The following is an 18,397-nucleotide window of genomic DNA, read 5'->3' on the forward strand; positions in this document are numbered from 1 at the left end:
CTCTCTTGGTGGGACTGATAGCTGCCGTTGGACCGCTGTCTTTCCTCGCGACAGACTTCGCTATTAAGCGGTGGCGTGATGCCCCGGTGCCGAAAGCCGATACATCCGAGCCAGCTACGACCACCAGAGTGGGGAGCGAGCCAGAAGGTACTGGAGGCGCGAAACGCTCGTCCAGTGATGTTGAGAGGGTGGACGCGAAAAAACCCGTCTCAACCGATCCTGCTGGCACAAATTGGCAATATGCGAAATGGGGAATGTCTCCGGAGCAGTTGCGTCAGGCCTCTAACGGAGTTGCGTCGGAAACCAAGGACCAAGGGTTCGACACTAGTAAGTACAAGGTTTTGCTTTCAGCTCCGTATCGAAGCGGTTCGCTTGAGTTCACGGCTTTTTTATGTTTGATCACCGAAACCAGCTCCAAGGTATCGAACTTGAATTACAAGATCCCGCAAAATGCTCGGGTTTAGTTTTAGCCCTATCGAGCACCTACGGGCCTCCCAAAGAGGCAGACAAATCAGACGTCACTAGGACTATGAAGTGGTGGGATGAGGTTCGGGGAAATGTGGTATTATTTTTCCAGATAACGGGTTCCCCCTGCCGAGTTGAATATTGGCCTTTCAGTAAGCCGGGCGCTCCAGGAGGGTTGTAGAACGGCTTTCGCGGCGGGAACTATCGCAAGTTGGCGCCCCATCGATGGGACGCACTCGCCCAGGAAGAGGTATGGGCATCTACCTTGCGAAGATCAGTCCGGAATGTTGGGCTGGGCCTTTGGGCGGGTTACTAACTATTCCTTCCCTGACCGCAGGATCACCTGCCTTTCCGAAATAAAGGGGCATATAGCGCCTTGAGCCGCATCTTCTTCTAATCCCTCCGAGAAAGCGAAATGCGGCTGTATGGCCGCCAAGACAACCACAAAGGTCCTTGGCTGAATTTCGGGCTCATTTCGAAACTGGTGGAGGGCAAAGCCGCTCTATCGGCCGAAAATTGGTGGAAATTTGGAAGGCGATTAAATTGTAAGTGGCACACATTCCACTGGCACTGGTACAGACTTCTGGTACATTTTCGTGAGGTACTAGGTCTGCGAGCTGGCCTAAGTCTCTGAAAGCGTTAACGAGAGGATTTCCGGGTTCTTCTCCCTCCCTCTCCGCCATTTCAGTCTCATTAGCGCTGATGCCGGACACGTTGACGATCCTGGTGAGGACATCGGCGAGATAGCTGAGCGGCTCGACGCCGTTGAGCTTGCGGGTTTCGATCAGCGAGGCGATGACTGCCCAGTGCTCGGCGCCACCGCCGGAGCAATTGTCCCGCCACCCGGCGCCCGAGATTTCGTTGGACAGACCAATGGTTACAGAGGCAGTGTAACCGCATGATCCGAGTGCGGGGGCGCATCAAAGTGCAGGTTCGGTCGTTAGCGTCGCATTTCGTGCCAGTGCTTTGTGCGCTTTTGCTTGTCTTGCTGTCATCGGCGATCGCACCAGCGCAGCAAGCCGATGTGGTGCTGGCGGTTGGCACAATCACCACCGACAACTATCCCGGTCAGGAGTCTGCTGGTGATGGTCTGGGCGAGGTTATCTTGCACAACGCCGTGACCATGCTGGGCGACGGCGGGGAGTTTGCATGGTGCGCAGGAAAGGTCGTCGAATGGCGGCGGATCGACGAGGTGGACAACGAACAGAAGTTTCAGCAGACGGAATATGCTGACCCGGCCACGGCGATGAAGAAGCTGGGCACCGAGGCACCAGACTTTCTGATTGGTGGCAGCATCACATTCGGCGCCGGGAAAGCCGACTGGACCATAGAGATAAGAACCAACCCCGGCGGCGAGCTTGTTGACAGCTTCACCGGCTTTGCAGATGACGATGCGGTCCTGGACGAGGCTGCCCGGATTACCGAACATGTGCTGGACAGGCTTTGCCCCGGCCCGTGGACGGTCACCGGCGGCGGCGCTCGGATCAAGGTGAGCGGAACCGTGGTGAAGTTGGACGAGGCGTTCAAGGTAGCCGGCAAGTTCCCCGGTGGCACTGCGAATTTCGTGTACTCGCCAACGTCGCGCTCCGGCGGGACAGTGGATTATGTGCTTGCTGGGGGCGGTTTTTCAGGCGCCGGCAGCGGCACCTATACGATCGGTCCGTCGGGCGACGGCTCTACCATGACGATCAAGCAAACCACGACGGGCTGCATCGACGGCATACCGGGTTCGTGCAAGACCAACAGCGAGGTGCTGACCCTAACCCCGGTTTCGCGCTGACAGTCCGCTGAGCACCCGATGGACGACTGTTCGGGTCTTAGCAACCTCGTCGGCCGTCAGCATGCGGTTCAGCGGCGCCCTTCTCCGCGGCACTGACTCACCGCCGCCTGCGGCCGTCGAATTGCAGTTGGTGCAGATGCGGCAGTCACTCTCGGCCTATCAGGCAGAACAAGTGGCTTTGAAGCCGACATTACCCGATGCAGCTTGCCTGAAAAGCTTAGCAGGGAACTCGTTCGCCCATACTTCAAACAACGCCACATCGCCGCTGCCACAAGCGCGCCAGGACCATCGCCTTGAGCGCATCCGGGTCGTCGGGAAGCTGGTCCGCCGTCATCGCCATGACCAGATCAGACCATGTTCGCCACCGCCCGGCGACAGTGGAATCCAGGCGGATTCACTTGGTCGGTGATGCAGCCCAAACCGTTAAAGAACCGCAATGAAACGGCGACAGCCGGAAACCCGCTGTAATTTCAGCGAGTTCCGGCCGACTTTCAGGCGTCATTTTTGGAGGGCTATGGAGTAAACGTAGTTCTCTGTTTCATCGTTCTCGGCCCGCCATCCCGTCGATTTCTACGGTATATGCGAGATAGCTACTCACCGCCGATAGCCGAACGAGCTTCTGCGCGGCTTGACTTGAGCGAACACGACTCGCCTCCGACCATTCTTAATTGCCGAACTTAATGCCGAATAGGGCAAGGTCGCGATCTAAGGAGCAACCATCATGAGCATAGCGAGCGACGCCCGTTTCTGGGACCGGAGTTCACGAAAGTACGCTATGGGTGCGATTGCGGACCAGGCCGGATATGAGCGCACGCTGGACCGGACCCGCACCCTGTTGGAACCAGGCGACAGGGTGTTGGAACTGGGTTGCGGAACAGGAACAACGGCGCTCCGGCTGGCGGGCGATGTTCAGAACTATCTTGCGACGGATATTTCCGCTGGAATGATCGCGATTGCCAATGAGAAACACGCCGTTGGCCCTATCCCGGCTCTTGTCTTCCGCACCGCGACCGTAGAAGCGCTCACGCCTGACGCGGCGCAGTTTAACGCGGTTCTGGGATTCAACTATCTCCATCTGGTCCGCGACCTGCCTGGCACCCTGCGCCGCATCCACGCCTTACTTGCTGCGGAGGGCCTGTTCATCTCCAAGACACCCTGCGTCGGGGATATGAACCCACTCATCCGGTTTGCCTTGTTGCCCGCGATGCGCGCGATCGGCAAAGCCCCCTATGCCGGCGTCTTTCGGGCGGCAGACCTGAGCCAGCATATCTATGCCGCGGGCTTCGATGTTCTTGCCACTGAAAGCCACGCAACGAAGGGCAACGACAACCGTCCTTACATCGTGGCTCGCAAGAGGACGTGAACGGCCGAGGCTGCCATGTATCAGCTAGGGCTGCTGTATTGCTGCGAGCTTCCAGTCGCCACCGTTCTGGCGCGTGAAGGTCCACAGTTCGGTTGTTTCCGTCGGCCGATCGGCTTCGCCCGCGACGATCTTGCCGCTGGCGCGATCGCGCATCACGTCGTGAGACTCGTAGCGCAAGGCAGCCGTCGCGTAGTCGCGATCGTCTTCCCGCCAGCTCTCCGCAATATCGGCCTCCAACAGGCTGACGTTCGAGACCTCGTTCCTGACGCCGTTTTTGGCATTGTCGGCAAGCTCCTCGGACAAGTATGACACCATCTCGGGGGTCGCCAGCCGGCGCAAGCCAGCATGATCTTCGCGCCCGAACACTTCCTGAACCTCCGTCAGCCGCTGCTGGAATATGTCGAGGTCGGCCTGCGTCATTGTAATTTCATCGGACGCTGGAGCTGTCCGGCCAAATCCAGACCCGATGCCTGGAATGGGCAAAGACGAGACGTTGTCCGCCTCGGGCTGGGCTGCGGCGTTTCGCCCAAAGTTCCCCATGCTCCGCGGAACGCCGGCCATGGCGGGCGCCTGGTTGCGTGCCGATTGCGACCGGAAAAAGCGGATGGCCAACATGATCGCGCCGCCGATCAGCAGCCCTTGAAGAAGCAGGCCCAATATGCCGGCCAAGCCGCCGAACCCTTGGCCCAAAAGAAGTCCGATCAGACCGCCGAGCAACAGGCCGCGCATCATCGAACCGCCGAGGCCGTTGAAGAACCCTGGCCTTTGGGATGCCGGCGTCTGGCGGGCCGCATTGTTCGTTACGGTGTTGGGCGTCATCGAGCGCTCGACCGGCGCGGCCGGCTGTGGCGCCGTCCTGGTCGGCGGGACCGACTGGAAAGTGCGCGTGCCGCGGCTGCCAAAGCTGCCGCCACGGCGCGCCTCAGCGTGATCGGCCGCGACCATCGAAAATGCCAGGAACAGTCCTGCAAACAAAACTGCAAACCGGCTCGAACGCGAAATCATCATAGCAAATCCCTAGGCGACATTCTTTCCGATCATATGGGGTGCGCCGATCGAAATATCAGTGGCCCGCAGCTTCCGTATTCGGCCATTGACGAGAATTCCAGGGCCGCCTCAAATCCAGACGAAGCAGTTGGTCCAGACAAAGCAGCTGACCGTGATCCTTCTGCCACCTTGTGCGTTGTCGCCTTGGGGCACGCCGAGGGAGACGAACGGTGTTTGCAGGTTTCAGCGCCACCAGCTTGCAACTGGACGACACGACCGTTTTCGCAAGGATCGGCGGGACCGGTCCGCCGCTGCTGCTTCTTCATGGTTTTCCCGAAACGCATCTGATGTGGCGGGATATCGCCGTGGCCTTGGCGTCCCGCTTTACGGTGGTCGCCGCCGATCTTCGAGGCTATGGGCAAAGCGGCTGCCCGGTCTCCTCTGCCGATCACAGCCCATACGCCAAACGCGCCATGGCCGGCGACATGGTTCAAGTCATGAAGCAACTGGGGTTTGAGCAGTTCATGGTTGCCGGACATGATCGTGGCGGGCGGGTCGCCTATCGCCTGGCGCTCGACCACCCCGATGAAATCTCCAAAGTCGCCGTCCTCGACGTCATCCCAACCGCCGCCGCGTGGGATAGGGCGGACGCCAGACTGGCTCTCGGCTTCTGGCCCTGGAGCCTTCTCGCGCAACCGGCGCCGCTGCCGGAGCGACTGATAGGCGCAGCGCCCGACGCGATAGTCGACAATGCGATTGTGCAGTGGGGATCGCCGGCAGAAGTGTTCTCTGCGGAGGTCAGGGACGCCTATGTCGATGCGCTTCGCGATCCCGTTCATGTTCATGCGATATGCGAAGAGTATCGGGCCGCTGCCACGGTCGATCGTGAACATGACGCGCTGGACCAGGCAAACGGTCGTCGCATTGAGTGTCCGCTGCTGGCACTATGGAGCAGCGAAGGCGGCCTCGAGACCTGGTATGCCGCGGAAGGCGGACCGCTGGCTATTTGGAGGAAATGGGCCGACAGAGTTGAAGGAAGACCCGTTCCAGGCGGGCACTTCTTTCCAAAAGAGCACCCTCACCAGACCGCAGCGGCTCTCTCGAAATTCTTCGACGATAATAGGGGGTAAATAGGGGGAATGACGCCCAGGGCAGAGTATTGTAGAGCTTCACATGCTTCAATTATGCAGTACCTCGGGAACGCTTGGGATCGAGGATCTCTCTGGTATTCGCCCGTCAGGCGTCAAATCTGCTTGATAAAAAATGAAAGCCATTTCTACAGCCACGCCTTTGATATGCAGCCTCGTCCTTGTCGGAGGTTGCGCATCACCCTTCCACGCGTCCTTTGATGCCGCGAAATACGACAAGATGAGCTGTGTCGAACTCAACGTGGCCATGGGCGAAGTCGCCAAGGAGATGTCGGCGACAGCGATCACTCGGGGCAAAGTCGCGAAAACCAAAATTCCGGACTGGCTTTGGGGAGCCCGGCGTGTCGCCTCTACCGTCGCTGCCCGCCAGAGCGCGAGAATCGAACACTTGCGGCAGCAGGAGGCTGCGATCGCAGCGGTGAGACGACAAAAGTGCTGATTGCGGTGCCGGCGTGAGAGCCTGCAGCCGAAGGCCGAAAATGATCGATTTCGCAGGACGTGGCATTGGAGCCGAGGCTCGACGGCTCCGTGAATTCGATCATCCTCACCGTCACGGCTTCAATCTCGGCGACACGGCCAAACCGAGGAAAACGAGAACGGCCTGGTTGAGGCGCAGGATGTCCGCGTCGTCTAATCGCCCGATATTTGCGCCGATCTTGGACTTCGGGACCGTGGTGATCTTGTCCACCATCAGTCGGCAGACGGCGAGCAGCCCGTTGCGCTCGTTCGGTTCGATGGCCAGACGGAACAATGGCGCGTCCGTCTCGTCGATCGTGCAGCCGCAGATGGTGATCGAATCCGTCGCATCGAAACTGTCATCCTGGATGATGACGACAGGACGCGGTTTGCCGGCGTAGTCCTTGCCGCCGGCGACCGTCCAGATATCGCCACGCTTCATTCATCACCCCAATCCGATATCGCGTCGATGAACGCCTGATCCTCGCGTGCATGGGCGCTTGCCGCGACCGCTAGTGACTGGCGATGCGCTTCCGAACGGAAGCCCGGCGCACGCACGTCCGGCACCCAGATCTGTATCGGGCGCAGACCTTGCCGGCGCAGACGTTCACGATGTTCCCGCACCTTCATGCCCGAGGACTTAGGCTTCGATGCCGAGGCCATGACGATTCTCCCTGCTAGTGGTTACATGTAACCTATTGCAGAGGGCGAGCTTTGACCAGTCCTCATCGGAAAGCCCGCACCGGGCTACGACAACGGCTGTGACTTGCTGCTATTGCGTGCCTTGTTATTGGCTTCAGCCGTTCGATGAAGCTTCCCTTGCGGATATGCCGTTCGCGGATCGCCTGCAGCCGGCGGGCGAAGTCGCCAATCGTCCCCCGCTCCTCGCCAATCGCCTTGAGGTCGAGCAGAAGACCGGCGGCCGTATCATAGCCGGAAGCGTTGCGGCGCTCGATTTCGGTCTCCACCTCGCGCCACACGGTTTCGCCGCGCCGCATGATCGCATCGAGCCGGTCGCGGCGAGCGCGTAGCTCTTCCGCCTCCCGCCGTTTCCTTTCAGCCTCCCGCCGCTCGCTTTGCTCGCGCTCGCGAGCCTCGCGGATCGCATCGGCACGGGCGCGCAATTCGCCGACCGAGCGCGGAGCGACGGCGGGTCGAGCCGCCGAGGCTTGCAACGCCTGGCGATCCCGAACGAGCGCCCTAAGCTCACTCGCCACATGCGGATCGCCCTCGGCCAGTCGAGCAAGCAGCGTCGTTTTTTCATGATCAGGCAAATCGGCAACGGAACGACGGATGACATCCGATGACAATGGGTCCCCCGCCGTCGTGCCGGCGGGACGTTCGGCCGCCGCCTCGACGAGATCGGCATCGAGACGGAAGAACCGCGCGAATGCGTCGAGCGCGCCAGTCATCGGGCCGATCCCCGGCAACGGCTCCGCCTCGTCCGGCTCGATAGAACCGGCCTCGACCGCCATCAGCCACAGCAGATAGAAAAGCCTCAGGTCGCCGCCAAGCACGTCGGCGCGCAGCGGCGCCAGTGCTGCCAGACGGTCCGATCCGTCGTCCCAATAGTCCTCGGGCTCCAGTTCCTCGCACAGGATGTCGACGATCAGATTTTCACCCGATGTCGTGACATCGACGCAATCGACCGCGTGGAGAAATCCGTCGAGACGCCGCCGATCGACCAGCCGCTTCGGCAGACGGATCATCAGGCGGTGCGTGCCCCAATTGGCCAGATAGAGATGGAGATCGAACCAGCGCCCATCCACTCGACCGGGTCGCCTTTGAAGTCGCCCCAGTCGTAGGAATTCGTGAAGCTCGTGGCGGTGATCCGCGCTCGTGTCGACAAACCGCGCAAGGCCTGGCGATCCGCTTCGCTGAGCGGACGGTCGACCGCCTGAAACTCGTAGTATTGATATTCGCTCATGTTCGCTCGTTTCTGTAATGGCCGACGCCGACACCACCAGCAGGCCGGCGGACGTCACGGATGAACGTCTCGCAGGCCGCGACGATTGCTTGTTTTTCCCGCTCGTCGGCCACGGCCAGCCTTCCGGCACGCGCCGCGATGACCCATTGTTTCCTCTTGGTCACCGGCCTTGATCCACCCTTGCGTTGCTGATTTATCTCATATGCGGATAGCGATATTCTGCCGATTCACGGGAGAGCAGCAAGCATGAAACCGGACCAGCGGGCAAGAAAATGGATCGCCAAGAAGGCCAAGCTGGGCGTGCGCAGTTATCCCGTCGGCACCATCGCCTTCTATGGCCCCGATAACCTCCGCGCCACGAAGGTGGCGGTGGGTATCGTCCCCGCCCCTCAATCCGAGGCGACGATCCTGCGTCGCTGGTTTGTCGAAACCGGCGACGTGCGGAGGAGCGATACGATCTTCGCCGAGATCGCCGCGTTGTTGCGCGGGCATGGGGTGCACTCCGTGGCGATGGTGGACGGAATTCTCGGCTGTCCGCACGAGGAGGGAATCGACTATCCGGAAGGCGGCACTTGCCCGAACTGCCCGTACTGGGCAGGGCGAGATCGTTGGACAGGCGAGCTCGGTAAGAACTGATGCCCGACAGGTGGATTAGTGGGCTATAGCGCAGATGAAGGACACTTCATCCCGCACGGTCCATCGTCAGTGTAATGGATAACCTCAGACCGACACCCCGGATTGGTGCGCAGCGATTGCGCCGAGGAAGATCTCGCCGAATTCCCTGAGCTTGGCGGCACCGACGCCGTTGACCGCGGCAAAGGCGTCGAGGTCGCGCGGGCAGCGTTCGGCCATATCGATCAATGTACGATCGGAGAAAATCACGAAGGCCGGCACCTGGCGCTCCCGGGCGAGTCGCAGTCGTACCGACTTGAGCGTGGCCAAAAGCGCGGCATCCAGGTCTTGCGTGCCCGCGGCAACGTCCGGGGTGGGACGTGTCTTGCCACGCGATGCGTGCCGCGGCGCCTCTACGCGATACCGGAACGGGACCTCGCCGCGGGCCAGCTCACGGCCCTTTTCGGCGATGGCGAGGCCGCCATGGTCGCCTGAGTCCAATGTCAGAAACCCTCCCGCGACGAGCTGGCGGACCAGGGACAGCCAGACATTCTTCTTGTGCGCCACACCGGTCCCGAAGCTGGCAAGCCTGTGGTGGTTCCTGGCCAGGACCTTCTCGGTTTCATGGCCGAGCAGAACATCGACGATTTGGGCAGCACCGAAGCGCTCGCCGGTTTGTGCGATGGCAGCGAAGACGATCCGTGCCTCCGCCTCGCCATCCGCATGCGGCGTCTGGTCAAGGCAGTTGTCGCAATTGCCGCAAGGCATTGCTGATTCGCCGAAGTAGCCAAGCAGGATCTGGCGACGGCACTGGGCCGTTTCGCAATAGCCGATCAGCGTATCGAGCCGGCCATGCGCGCGCCGTTTATGCTCCGCCGGCGCGTCCTCGTCGTCGATGAAAAGCCGCCGCATGCGGATATCGCCGAGACCGAAGAGCATATGTGCCTCGGCAGCCCGCCCGTCGCGGCCCGCGCGGCCGATTTCCTGATAATAGGCTTCGAGGCTGCCCGGCAGGTCGGTGTGGAAGACATAGGCGACGTCAGGCTTGTCGATCCCCATGCCGAAGGCAATCGTCGCCACCATCACGACGCCGGACAAGGTCATGAATGCGTTTTGATTCGCTTCACGCGCGTCCTTGCTCATGCCGGCATGATAGGCCAGGGCGCGCACGCCGTTCTTCTCGAGGAACGCCGCCATCTCTTCCGTCTTCTTGCGCGACAGGCAATAGACGATCCCGCTGCGGCCGGCGTGACGCTGCACGAAGCCCAGCAATTGGCGCTTGCTGTCCTGCTTGGCCTCGATGCCAAGCTTGATGTTCGGCCGGTCGAAACCCAGCACCAGGGTTTCGACGCGCCCGGCGAACAGCTGCGCGGCGATGTCGGTGCGCGTCGCCTCGTCCGCTGTCGCCGTCAGCGCGATGATCGGCACATCAGGGAAAATGTCGCGGAGCCGCGACAACTCTTCATATTCGCGCCGGAACGCCGGGCCCCATTGGGAGATGCAATGCGCCTCGTCGACAGCGATCAGCCGGATATCGAGCCTGGCCAGCGCCTCGAGCATCCGCGCGGTCATGAGCCGCTCCGGCGCAAGATAGAGCAGGCGCGTCTGGCCTGCCGCAACGCGGCGCCATGCGGCGACATTGGCATCGCGGTCGAGCGAGGAATTGATCGTATCGGCGGCCACGCCGGCAAGACGCAATGCGGCGACCTGGTCCTGCATCAGCGCCACCAGCGGCGAAACGACAATGGTGAGCCCGCCCAAGACCAGCGCCGGGACCTGATAGCAGAGCGATTTGCCAGCGCCGGTCGGCATGATAGCCAGCACATGACGCCCGGCCAGCAGCGCCTCCGTCACAGCGTCCTGGCCGGGACGAAAATCGTCGAAGCCGAACACGTCCTTCAGGACGCGGCGCTTGGGATCCTCCGCCGGGACGCTTGCCGCCGCTACCTGCATCAGGGAATTACTATGTTCGGCGCCGCCCAAAAAGAGAGCGGGCTCAGGGACTGCGACGACATCTCCCTGTCGAATCGCCAGCTGACGGCCTTGACCTCGGATTCGAATATTCGATCACCCCTCAAATCCCGTCTCCGTCGGCGCCGTCTGAAAGAATATCTCCCTCATTGGCGGATATGGGATCGTGATTCCAGCCTCTATTCGCTTTGGCTGTGAATAACGTGTCGGCCTGGGCGCCGGTTAATCCTATCTTCACCATAATTCGGCAGGTTCAGGTTCTGCGGTGATGTTTTGAGTACCGCGGCGCACAAGCGCCCAGGCAACCCGCCCGCGTCTCTCCGGAGGCGCGGGCTTTTCGTTTGCGGGATGTGCTGGAAGGAGGCGGCGAAAACAGGCGATCCTGCTCTTCGGGCCGGACACACGCCGCAATGACCTGCGTTCGCTCGCCCTCAGTCGATAAAATCGGCGCGGTGCGGTGTAAAACTGTCGACGAGGCGGCCGGCCTCGAGCGCCTTGACGCCGTGGATCAGGTTGGAAGGGACAATGAAGCTGCTTCCCGTTTCCAGGATTTCGGTCCTGCCGTCGATGGTAACCTCGAAGCGTCCTTCGGCGATGTAGCTCGCCTGGACATGCGGGTGCGAATGCAGCGCACCGACACCGCCCTTGTCGAAACCGAACTCGACCATCATCAATTCGCCCGTGTACAGGAGCACACGCCTGCGATTGCCATCCGGGGTCGGCGTCCATGCGCCCTCGCCGGCGTGCGAAAAGATCTTCGTTCCAGTCATCGCCAAATCCTCATCATGGCCTCATCGCGCCAGCCAGCCGCCATCCACAGGCACCACCGCGCCGTGCATGTAGTTTGACGCCGGCGCCAGCAGGAAGACGGCCGCGTCGCCGATGTCTTCCGGCCCGCCCCAACGCCCGGCCGGAATGCGCGCCAGAATGGCGGCGCTGCGGTCTGGATCGGCACGCAGCGCCTCGGTGTTGTTGGTTTCGATATAGCCGGGCGCAATACCATTGACGTTGATGCCTTTCGACGCCCATTCGCAGGCGAGCAACCGGGTGATGCCGAGCACGCCGTGTTTCGAGGCGGTGTAGGAGGCGACGCGGATGCCGCCCTGGAAGCTCAGCACCGAGGCGATGTTGACGATCTTGCCGCGCCGTCCGGGATCGGCAAGCACGCGCCGGGCAAAGCACTGGCTGAGAAAAAAGACCGTCTTCAGATTGACGTCTATGACATCGTCCCAATCGGCTTCCGCCAGATCGACGGCGTCGGCGCGCCGGATGATGCCGGCATTGTTGACCAGACCGTCGAGCGGTCCGGTTTCGTCCCAGATGCGATCGAGTATCGCCTGGGCAGCGGCATGGTCGGCAAGATCACAACGCACCGCCTCGAAGCGTCCGCCCGCCGTCGCGACCTTTTCCGCCGTCTCGTCCATCGCCGAACGGCCGACGCCGACCACAGCACCGCCGGCGCGCGCGATCGACAGGGCGATGCCTTGGCCGATGCCGGTGTTGGCGCCGGTGACGAGGACGCGTTTGCCGGCCAGGCTGAAAGCAGAGAGGTCGCTCACCGCAGCTCTTCCATCGCTACCGGATCGACATCGGTGTAGTCGACATTGTCGCCGGCCATCGCCCAGATGAAGGCATAGTTGGACGTGCCGGCGCCCGAATGGATCGACCATCCCGGCGACAGCACCGCTTCTTCATTGCGCATGACGAGGTGGCGAGTCTCGTCCGGTTCGCCCATGAAATGGAACACGCGCGCCGCCTCCGGCAGGTCGAAGTAAAGGTAAGCCTCCATGCGCCGGTCATGCACATGGCACGGCATGGTGTTCCAGACCGAGCCTGACGCAAGCTGGGTCATGCCGACGACGAGCTGACAGGTTTTCACGCCTCCGGCATGGACGAACTGAAAGATCGAGCGCTCGTTGCAGGTCGCCTGGCTGCCGAGGTCGAGCCGGTTGGCATCGCCGATGCGGATCAGCTGGCTGGGATGGCTCTGATGCGCCGGTGCGCTGAGCAGATAGAACTTGGCCGGCTCGGCTGGATCGACTGAGGCGAACGACACCTCATTGGTGCCCATGCCGAGATACAGCATGTCGCGCGGCTGCAGCTCGTAGGACTGGCCGCCGGCTTTCACGATGCCGGCGCCACCGATATTGACGGCGATCATTTCGCGGCGATCGAGAAAGTTCTTTGTCCCGGTCGGCTTGATCGCCTCCAGTGGCAGCGGCGTGCCCGCGGGCATGGCGCCGCCGACGATCATGCGGTCGTAATGGGTATAGGTCAGGCCGATGCGGCCGAGCTGGAACAGGCCTTCGATCAGGAAATTGTGACGGAGCTCGTCCGTCCCCATCGCCGCGGCGGTAACAGGGTCGATGGCGAAGCGCGAGGTGAAGTCCGTGTGGTTTTCAGTGTGATTCATTGCTGTCCCATTGGGCTGCCTCATTGATCATTCGGTGCCGCGGCCTTGACCGAATCGGCATAAAAAATCTGACGTGCATGCAGGCGCTCGCGATAGCGCTGCTGGCTGGCGGTGAGATGGGCGCGCATGGCTTCGCGCGCGGCCTCGGCATCGCCTGTCATAATGGCGTTCAGGATCACCAGATGCTCGCCTTGCAGCCCACGCTGGTAGACGTCGGATTGGGCGAGCTCGGTGGACCACGGCGATGTCACGTCGCAAGGAATGGCGCGCCGGCCAAGCACGTCGAGCATCTCGACATAGAACGGATTGTTGGTGGCGCTGGCGATCGCGCGGTGGAAGGCAAGGTCGGCCGGACCTGTCGGCTCGCTGTTCAACAGCAGCCGCTCGAACTCGAAAAACGCTTCCTGGATCGCTGCTTCCTGCGCGGCGTTGCGACGGATAGCGGCCAGCCCGGCGGATTCGATCTCGATCGCCAGGCGCACCTCGAGCACGTTGAGCGCGATCGAATCCTTGCTGCCCATGTCCGCGGCCAGCGTGCCGAACATCGTCGAGATATGCTCGGTGACGAAGACCCCGGCGCCCTGGCGCGGTTCGACCAGACCGTCGGCGGCAAGCTTGGCCAGCGCTTCGCGGATGACGGTGCGGCTGACCCCGAAGGTTTCGGTCAGCTGACCCTCGGTCGGCAGCTTTTGACCCGGCTGGATCCCGCCAGCCTGCAACTGCTTGCGGATCGCCGCGACCACGGTCTCCGACAGCTTGGGCTTGCGTTCGACCTTGAGGCTGGTCGCCATATCCGATGCCATTGCCAACCCCTATTTGAAGACACTCGGCAACCATAGCGAGATGGCCGGAATGTAGGTGACGAGCCCCAGCACCACGAGGCCTGCCCCATAGAATGGCCAGATCGAGCGCATCGCTTCCCAGACGGATATCTTGCCCACTGCGCACGCCACGAACTGCACTGCGCCCACTGGCGGCGTGTTTAGCCCGATGCCGAAGTTGAGGATCATGATGACGCCGAAATGCACCGGATCGACGCCGTAGGCCTGCGCCACGGGCAGGAAGATCGGCGTGCAGATGATGATCGTCGGCCCCATGTCCATGAACGTGCCAAGGAACAGCATCAAGATGTTGAGCAGGAGAAGCACGACCAGCGGATCTTCCGAGATCGCGTTCATGGAGGCTATGAGCGCTGCCGGCACTTTCAGGAAGGCCATCAACCACGAGAACGCCGCCGCCATGCCGATGATGAGCAGCACCATGGCCGTGGTGCGCACGGCACCATGGGTGGCATGAACGAAACCTTCCCAAGTCATCTGCCGGTAAACCAGGACAGTAACGAGCAACGCATAGATGACGGCGATGCAGGAACTCTCGGTGGCCGTGAAAACGCCCGATCGCACGCCGCCGAAGATAATCGCGATCAGCAGCAGGCCGGGCACCGCGACAGCGAAGAGATGCGCGACTGCGGCGAAGCCCGGAAACGGCTCGGTCGGATAGACGCGGGAGCGCGCCACGAAATAGGCGGTGATCATCAGTGCCAAGGCCAATAGCAGGCCCGGGATGATGCCGGCCGTGAACAGGTCGGCGATGGAGATCTTTCCGCCTGCCGAGATCGAGTAGATGATCATATTGTGCGACGGCGGCAAGAGCAACGCGATCAGCGCCGCCATCGAGGTGACGTTGACGGCGTAATCCGCTCCATATCCACGCGCCTTCATCTGCGGGATCATCAAGCCGCCGACCGCCGCTGCCTCCGCCACCGCGGAGCCTGAAATGCCGCCGAACAGCGTAGCGGTCGCGATGTTGACCTGCCCGAGGCCGCCACGCATGTGGCCGACGAGAGAGCCGGCGAAGGCAACAATCTTGCTGGCGATGCCGCCGCGCACCATCAAGTCGCCGGCGTAGATGAAAAACGGAACGGCCAGCAGCGAAAAGACGCTCATGCCGGAATTCAGGCGCTGGAACACGATGAGCGGCGGCAGGCCCATGTAGAGGACGGTGGCAAAGCTTGCGACGCCGAGGCAGAAGGCGATCGGCGTGCCGATAAGCATCAGAACGGTGAAGACGCCGAAGAGTATCCAGAGTTCCATGGCGTCAGACCTTCACGTTCGCTGTGTCGAGTTCGGCTGCGACTTCGGCCGGCGGCAGTTCATCGAGCGCATCGTCGATCGGCGCACCGGAAAGGCGAAGCACGATGCGCTCCAGCGTGAAGAGCACGATGAGCGCGCCTCCCGCGACAAGTGGGACGTAGTCCCAGCCCCCCGATATGCCTAGCGACGGCAAGGTGGCGCCCCAGGTCAATGCGACCAGCTGGCTGCCATACCAGATCATGCCGATGCCGAAGGCGAGCGCGACGAGGTCCGAGATCATCCTCAGCCAACGCTTGCCGCCTTTCGGCAGAACGTAGAGCAGGACGTCGAAGCCGAGGTGATAGTTCTCGCGCACCCCGACGGCGGCGCCGAGGAAAATGAACCAGCTCATCAGCATCACCGAACCCTGCTCGGTCCAGCTCGGCGAGCGGTTCAGAACATAACGGCCGAACACCTGCCAGGCGACGAAGGCGGTCATCAGCACCAGCCCGATGCCGGCGATCCACAGCGCCGCCGTGCTGATGCGCGACATCACCCGCGCGATGCCGGACAGGGGCGGTCTCTGTTCTGAGCTGGAGGTCACCGGTTCTCTCCGCAAGAGGATGGCGGCGCGGAATGCCCGCGCCGCCGCTTGATCACTGCACGGCCTTGATGGCCTCGACCATCGCCTTCAGCTTGTCGTCCTTGACGTGCTTTTCGTAGACCGGGCCCATCGCGTCGATGAAGGGCTGCTTGTCCGGCGTCGTGATCTGCGAACCGGCCGCTTCGACCTTGGCACGCGATTCCTTGACCTTGGCGGCCCACAGCTCACGTTGCTTGGCGACGCTTTCCTTGGCGGCCGCCTTGAAGATCGCCTGGTCTTCCGGCGTCAGCTTGTCCCAGCTCGACTTCGCCATGACGAAGGCTTCCGGCACCATCGTGTGCTCGTCGAGCGAATAGAACTTGGCGACTTCCGCATGCTTGGCGGTGTCGTAGCTCGGAAAATTGTTCTCCGCACCGTCGATGACCCCGGTCTCGATCGCCGAATACACCTCGCCATACGGCATCGGCGTCGCGTTGGCGCCGAGTGCCGCCACCATGTCGACGAAGATGTCGGACTGGATGACGCGGAATTTCATGCCGGCCATGTCGGCTACAGAGTTGATCGGCTTCTTCGAATTGTAGAAGGAGCGCGCGCCGCCGTCATAAAAGGCGAGCAGCACCAGCCCGACCTGTTCGAACGCCGCCGCGATCTGATCGCCGACCGCTCCGTCCATGACCTCGTGCATATGGTCTTCCGAGCGGAAGATGTAGGGCAGCGAGGGCACGGTGGTTTCGGGGATGAGCCCGTTGAACGGCGCCATCGAGACGCGGTTGAGGTCGATCACGCCGGAGCGCACCTGCTCGATCGTGTCCTTTTCCTCGCCGAGCTGCGCGGAATGATAGACATCGACCGAATAGCGGCCGGCCGTGCGCTCCTTCACAAGCTCGCCAAAATATTTGACCGCCTCGACCGTCGGATAGCCGTCCGGGTGCGTGTCGGACGAGCGCAGAACCGTCTGGGCGCTTGCCGCTCCGGCCATCAGTGCGGCGGCAAGTAGCGTAGCTCCCGCCAGTCTAGAAAAATGCAGCATTGGTTTCCTCCCGTTGAACGATGGCGGCAAGCGCCGTTAGATCCGGTACGCCTTTTTTGCGAGCGTATAGGCAAGTTCCTGCGCCAGTTCGTGCGCCTCGTCCTCGCGGAGCCGGTGCTCGGCGACGAGACGCGCAAGAAAGGCGCAATCGACCCGACGCGCCACATCGTGGCGAGCCGGGATGGATGGAAAGGCGCGGGTGTCGTCATTGAAGCCGACGGTGTTGTAGAAGCCTGCTGTTTCGGTGGTCATCTCGCGGAACCGGCGCATGCCCTCCGGGCTGTCGTGGAACCACCAGGCCGGCCCGATCTTCAGTGCCGGGTAGACGCCGGCGAGCGGCGCCAGTTCGCGCGCATAGCTGGTCTCGTCGAGCGTGAAGAGGATGATGGTAAGGTCGCGCTCCAGACCGACGCAATCGAGCAGCGGCTTCAGCGCCGTCACATAGTCGGTTCTGGTCGGGATATCGAAACCCTTGTCTCTGCCGAATTTCTGGAAGACGGAAGGCGAATGATTGCGCCAGGAGCCGGGATGTATCTGCAGGACCAGCCCGTCGTCGCGGCTCATCTTAGCCATTTCGGTCAGCATCTGGGCGCGAAACAGTTTTCGCTCACGCTCGTCGTCCGAGCCTCGGCGGATGCGGTTGAACAGTTCCTGCGCGGCGGCATCCGACAGATTGGCGGTCTCAGCTGTCGGATGGCCGTGATCCGACGCGGTCGCGCCGAAACTTTTGAAGAAGGCCCTTCTCTGGCGATGCGCATCGAGATAGCCGGCCCAGGTGCCGGTGTCGCAGCCGGTGATGTCGCCGAGCCGATCGAGATTGGCCGAAAAGCCTTCGAAATCGGGATCGACGATGGCGTCCGGCCGATAGGCGGTGACGACGCGGCCCTCCCAGCCGCTGTCGCGGATCATCTGGTGCCATCTGAGATCGTCGAGCGCGCCTTCGGTCGTCGCAATGACCTCAATGTTGAAGCGCTCGAACAGCGCTCGCGGGCGAAAATTCTCCCACTGCAGCAAGGTCGAGATCGTGTCGTAATGGCGGTCGGCGGTTGCGGTCGTCAGCGGCTCTTCGATGCCGAACAGATGGGCAAGCACATGATCGAACCACAGCCGCGTCGGTGTGCCGCGGAACAGATAATAGTGCTCGGCGAAGCGCCGCCAGATCGTCCTGCCGTCGGTCTCCACCGGTGAGTCGTCGAGCGTTGGCACACCAAGGTCCTCGAGCCGGACGCCCTGGCTGAACAGCATACGGAAGATGTAATGGTCCGGCACAACAAGCAATTGCGCCGGATCGGGAAATGCCTCGTTGAGCGCATACCAGCGCGGATCGGTGTGACCGTGCGGGCTGACGATCGGCAGATCCTTGACAGCTGCGTAGAGATCACGGGCAAGCGAACGCGGATGCGCCTCCGAGGGAAACAGCAAATCCGGATCGGTCAATGCGGCCACGTCGTTCCTCCCAACCTGGCCATCGGTAGGATCGGAAGGAAATAATGTCAACATACAAAAAATAGATTGTTGTATGATGACTTTAACGCAACGTCAGCCCATTGTGCGGGAACGAAACGGATG

Annotated in this window: 19 protein-coding genes and 2 pseudogenes; 6 read left to right on the forward strand and 15 right to left on the reverse strand. The window is 61.8% G+C overall.

Features of this window, described 5'->3' with window-relative positions:
- Window positions 1-86: 86 nt before the first annotated feature.
- Window positions 87-464 carry a hypothetical protein gene (locus AC0L3I_RS01570; RefSeq protein WP_473525744.1) on the forward strand — a complete coding sequence of 126 codons (378 nt, stop codon included), beginning with the start codon at window positions 87-89 and terminating at the stop codon, window positions 462-464.
- A 714-nt stretch (window positions 465-1,178) separates the two neighbouring features.
- Here the strand turns inward: AC0L3I_RS01570 and AC0L3I_RS01575 are convergent.
- Window positions 1,179-1,292, reverse strand: a pseudogene (locus AC0L3I_RS01575) (transposase domain-containing protein); the annotation flags it as partial.
- Between the two features lie 71 nt (window positions 1,293-1,363).
- On the opposite strand from AC0L3I_RS01575, the gene AC0L3I_RS01580 reads away from it, so the two are divergent.
- Window positions 1,364-2,245: a hypothetical protein gene (locus AC0L3I_RS01580; protein ID WP_473525745.1), complete on the forward strand. Its 882-nt coding sequence runs from the start codon at window positions 1,364-1,366 to the stop codon at window positions 2,243-2,245.
- A gap of 721 nt (window positions 2,246-2,966) precedes the next feature.
- Complete coding sequence (locus tag AC0L3I_RS01585; protein WP_473525746.1) at window positions 2,967-3,608, forward strand: class I SAM-dependent methyltransferase; 642 nt, start codon at window positions 2,967-2,969, stop codon at window positions 3,606-3,608.
- A gap of 24 nt (window positions 3,609-3,632) precedes the next feature.
- Here AC0L3I_RS01585 and AC0L3I_RS01590 read toward each other — a convergent pair whose 3' ends face one another.
- Window positions 3,633-4,613: a TIM44-like domain-containing protein gene (locus AC0L3I_RS01590; RefSeq protein ID WP_473525747.1), complete on the reverse strand. Its 981-nt coding sequence runs from the start codon at window positions 4,611-4,613 to the stop codon at window positions 3,633-3,635.
- Between the two features lie 212 nt (window positions 4,614-4,825).
- On the opposite strand from AC0L3I_RS01590, the gene AC0L3I_RS01595 reads away from it, so the two are divergent.
- Together AC0L3I_RS01595 and AC0L3I_RS01600 are read left to right on the forward strand one after the other, a co-directional pair.
- A complete protein-coding gene (locus tag AC0L3I_RS01595; protein WP_473525748.1) occupies window positions 4,826-5,725 on the forward strand; it encodes an alpha/beta fold hydrolase in 900 nt (299 codons plus the stop codon).
- A 133-nt stretch (window positions 5,726-5,858) separates the two neighbouring features.
- Window positions 5,859-6,182, forward strand: coding sequence for a hypothetical protein (locus AC0L3I_RS01600; RefSeq protein WP_473525749.1), 324 nt, complete (start codon window positions 5,859-5,861; stop codon window positions 6,180-6,182).
- Window positions 6,183-6,293: 111 nt separating this feature from the next.
- Here AC0L3I_RS01600 and AC0L3I_RS01605 read toward each other — a convergent pair whose 3' ends face one another.
- The 4 genes and pseudogenes from AC0L3I_RS01605 to AC0L3I_RS01620 form a co-directional block, all read right to left on the reverse strand.
- Complete coding sequence (locus tag AC0L3I_RS01605; RefSeq protein ID WP_473525750.1) at window positions 6,294-6,641, reverse strand: type II toxin-antitoxin system PemK/MazF family toxin; 348 nt, start codon at window positions 6,639-6,641, stop codon at window positions 6,294-6,296.
- Window positions 6,638-6,862 (reverse strand): antitoxin MazE family protein, encoded by a 225-nt coding sequence (locus AC0L3I_RS01610; protein WP_165848737.1) that lies wholly within the window; start codon window positions 6,860-6,862, stop codon window positions 6,638-6,640. Before AC0L3I_RS01610 ends, AC0L3I_RS01605 begins: the two co-directional genes overlap by 4 nt.
- Before the next feature lie 62 nt (window positions 6,863-6,924).
- Window positions 6,925-8,126, reverse strand: a pseudogene (locus AC0L3I_RS01615) (hypothetical protein).
- Complete coding sequence (locus tag AC0L3I_RS01620; RefSeq protein ID WP_473525751.1) at window positions 8,123-8,290, reverse strand: hypothetical protein; 168 nt, start codon at window positions 8,288-8,290, stop codon at window positions 8,123-8,125. The pseudogene AC0L3I_RS01615 and the gene AC0L3I_RS01620 overlap by 4 nt, the downstream one beginning before the upstream one ends.
- Before the next feature lie 82 nt (window positions 8,291-8,372).
- Here AC0L3I_RS01620 and AC0L3I_RS01625 point away from each other — a divergent pair, with 82 nt between their 5' ends.
- Entirely contained in the window at window positions 8,373-8,762 is a 390-nt protein-coding gene (locus AC0L3I_RS01625) for a hypothetical protein (protein ID WP_473486265.1), read from the forward strand.
- Between the two features lie 84 nt (window positions 8,763-8,846).
- On the opposite strand, the gene recQ is transcribed toward AC0L3I_RS01625, so the two are convergent.
- The 9 genes from recQ to uxaC all read right to left on the reverse strand — a co-directional run bounded on the left by recQ (window position 8,847) and on the right by uxaC (window position 18,274).
- Entirely contained in the window at window positions 8,847-10,691 is a 1,845-nt protein-coding gene (gene recQ, locus AC0L3I_RS01630) for a DNA helicase RecQ (RefSeq protein ID WP_473525752.1), read from the reverse strand.
- A 449-nt stretch (window positions 10,692-11,140) separates the two neighbouring features.
- Window positions 11,141-11,479: a cupin domain-containing protein gene (locus tag AC0L3I_RS01635; protein WP_473525753.1), complete on the reverse strand. Its 339-nt coding sequence runs from the start codon at window positions 11,477-11,479 to the stop codon at window positions 11,141-11,143.
- A 21-nt stretch (window positions 11,480-11,500) separates the two neighbouring features.
- Window positions 11,501-12,268: a 2-dehydro-3-deoxy-D-gluconate 5-dehydrogenase KduD gene (kduD, locus tag AC0L3I_RS01640; protein ID WP_473486262.1), complete on the reverse strand. Its 768-nt coding sequence runs from the start codon at window positions 12,266-12,268 to the stop codon at window positions 11,501-11,503.
- Window positions 12,265-13,122, reverse strand: a complete 858-nt coding sequence (kduI, locus tag AC0L3I_RS01645) for a 5-dehydro-4-deoxy-D-glucuronate isomerase (RefSeq protein WP_473525754.1) — start codon at window positions 13,120-13,122, stop codon at window positions 12,265-12,267. Before kduI ends, kduD begins: the two co-directional genes overlap by 4 nt.
- A gap of 20 nt (window positions 13,123-13,142) precedes the next feature.
- Window positions 13,143-13,925 (reverse strand): FadR/GntR family transcriptional regulator, encoded by a 783-nt coding sequence (locus AC0L3I_RS01650; protein WP_473525755.1) that lies wholly within the window; start codon window positions 13,923-13,925, stop codon window positions 13,143-13,145.
- Between the two features lie 9 nt (window positions 13,926-13,934).
- A complete protein-coding gene (locus tag AC0L3I_RS01655) occupies window positions 13,935-15,215 on the reverse strand; it encodes a TRAP transporter large permease (RefSeq protein WP_473525756.1) in 1,281 nt (426 codons plus the stop codon).
- 4 nt (window positions 15,216-15,219) lie between these two features.
- A complete protein-coding gene (locus AC0L3I_RS01660; protein WP_473525986.1) occupies window positions 15,220-15,747 on the reverse strand; it encodes a TRAP transporter small permease in 528 nt (175 codons plus the stop codon).
- Between the two features lie 103 nt (window positions 15,748-15,850).
- On the reverse strand, window positions 15,851-16,828 hold the full coding sequence (locus AC0L3I_RS01665; protein ID WP_473525757.1) for a TRAP transporter substrate-binding protein: 978 nt from the start codon (window positions 16,826-16,828) through the stop codon (window positions 15,851-15,853).
- A gap of 36 nt (window positions 16,829-16,864) precedes the next feature.
- The gene (uxaC, locus tag AC0L3I_RS01670) at window positions 16,865-18,274 is read right to left on the reverse strand and encodes a glucuronate isomerase (protein WP_473525758.1); all 1,410 of its coding nucleotides are present in this window, start codon (window positions 18,272-18,274) and stop codon (window positions 16,865-16,867) included.
- Window positions 18,275-18,397: the final 123 nt, after the last annotated feature.

The sequence above is a fragment of the Mesorhizobium sp. WSM4840 genome, assembly GCF_055811755.1.